Below are 1,790 nucleotides of genomic sequence, written 5' to 3'. Positions count from 1 at the left end.
AAGTAGTTCGAGGGGTTGGCGTTGAGCGTCATCAGGCCGATCGGCCGCACCGGGGCGAGCTCCTCGGGCACGATCTTGGTCGGGTCCAGCAGGTCGATGCCCTCGAACATCTGGTCCTCGGTGTCAGGGAAGGTCTGCACCCCCAGCTCCCACTGCGGGAACGCGCCGGCCTCGATCGCGTCGGCCAGATCCCGGCGGTGGAAGTCCGGGTCCATCCCGCTGGTGATCTGGGCCTCCTCCCACACCAGGGAGTGCACGCCCAGTTTCGGCTTCCAGTGGAACTTCACCAGCGTGGTGGCACCATCGGCGTTGACCAGCCGGAAGGTGTGGACGCCGAAGCCCTCCATCATCCGGAAGGAACGCGGGATGCCCCGGTCGGACATGTTCCACAGGGTGTGGTGGGTGGCTTCGGTATGCAGGGTGACGAAGTCCCAGAAGGTGTCGTGGGCGCTCTGGGCCTGCGGGATCTCCCGGTCGGGGTGCGGTTTTCCGGCGTGGATGACGTCGGGGAACTTGATCGCGTCCTGGATGAAGAACACCGGGATGTTGTTGCCGACCAGGTCGAAGACGCCCTCGGCGGTGTAGAACTTCGTCGCGAAGCCCCGGGTGTCGCGCACCGTGTCGGCGGAACCGCGGGAGCCGAGGACGGTGGAGAAGCGGACGAAGACGGGGGTCTCGACGTCCTTGCCCAGGAACGCCGCCTTGCTGATCTGCCCCGCGCTGCCGTAGCCCTGGAAGACGCCGTGCGCGGCGGCGCCACGGGCATGCACCACTCGCTCGGGGATCCGCTCGTGGTCGAAGTGGGTGATCTTCTCCCGCAGGTGGTGGTCCTGGAGCAGTACCGGGCCGCGCGCTCCGGCCTTCAGCGAGTGGTCGGTGTCGTACAGTCGCGCGCCCTGCGCGGTCGTCAGGCGGTCCCCGCCCTGGGCCACCTTCTTCTGGGCGATCCCCGTCTTCTGACCGGTCGGGCTGTAGGTGTCCGGTCTGCTCTGGTCGTGCTTGGGCGGCAGCGGGCCGACCGGCTCGGTCGGCTCTTCCAGCGACGGTGCCTGCGGGCCGGGGGCGCCGGGGAGCTCGTTTCCCGGGTGCACGGCCTCCTGCACCTTCTCGGCCACCTTGTCCGCCGCTGCGGTCACGGGGTTCTTCTTCTCGCTCACCAGAATTTCCGATCATTGGATGGAACTGTGCCGCTGCGAGGGAACAGCGGCGATGGACAATAGCGACGTTAGAGGGCAAAAGTAGGTCGAGCCGGATGGCGTGCCCTTTGCTTCCCGGGCAAGGACGACAGGGCGAGCTGCCGGATCACCGACCGGTGGGACGTTCGGTGCCGAATGTCGTGGTGGCCGCGGTCAGGCGCATCTCCTCCAGGGACGCGCACTGATGGTCGGCGCGCTCCACAAGGGTGTCCAGGTGGTCGGTGTAGAGACGCTGGTCGGTCTCGGCGAGGGCGCGCAGAGTGCGCCAGCAAGCTGCCTTGCCCCGTACGCCCAGAAGCATGGATTCCAGCTCCAGGACGTCACTCAGGGGGGAGCGGGAGAAAAGGTGGCCGTTGGGCTTGAGGCGCCCGGCTTTCTCGGCCAGCCAGCCGAGCGCGATCTTCGAGCGATCGGGGGTGATGCCGAGATCGGTCATGATCTGCAGCAGTGAGTCGCGGTCCTGCTCGACCCGCCTGGTCAGATCTGCCAGCGTGTCGTCGCTCCGGCCCTGCTGGTCCTGCTGGTTTTGCTGGCTCTGCGCGGCCCGGCGGAAGAGCTCCACGCCCGCGGTGGCACCGGACAGATGATCATTGA

Annotated in this window: 2 protein-coding genes; both read right to left on the bottom strand. The window is 67.4% G+C overall.

Going from position 1 to position 1,790, the window contains the following annotated elements:
• Window positions 1-1,157 (bottom strand): catalase (locus ACFO3J_RS32750; RefSeq protein ID WP_386437434.1); only part of this gene is annotated, 1,157 nt, incomplete at its 3' end.
• 145 nt (window positions 1,158-1,302) lie between these two features.
• Window positions 1,303-1,790 (bottom strand): hypothetical protein (locus tag ACFO3J_RS32745; RefSeq protein WP_386437431.1); only part of this gene is annotated, 488 nt, incomplete at its 5' end.

Origin of the sequence: Streptomyces polygonati, assembly GCF_042650325.1 — a bacterium.
GTDB classification, from domain to species: domain Bacteria; phylum Actinomycetota; class Actinomycetes; order Streptomycetales; family Streptomycetaceae; genus Actinacidiphila; species Actinacidiphila polygonati.
Note: the sequence above shows the minus strand (reverse complement) of the source record. Positions and strands in the feature narration are given on the sequence as shown.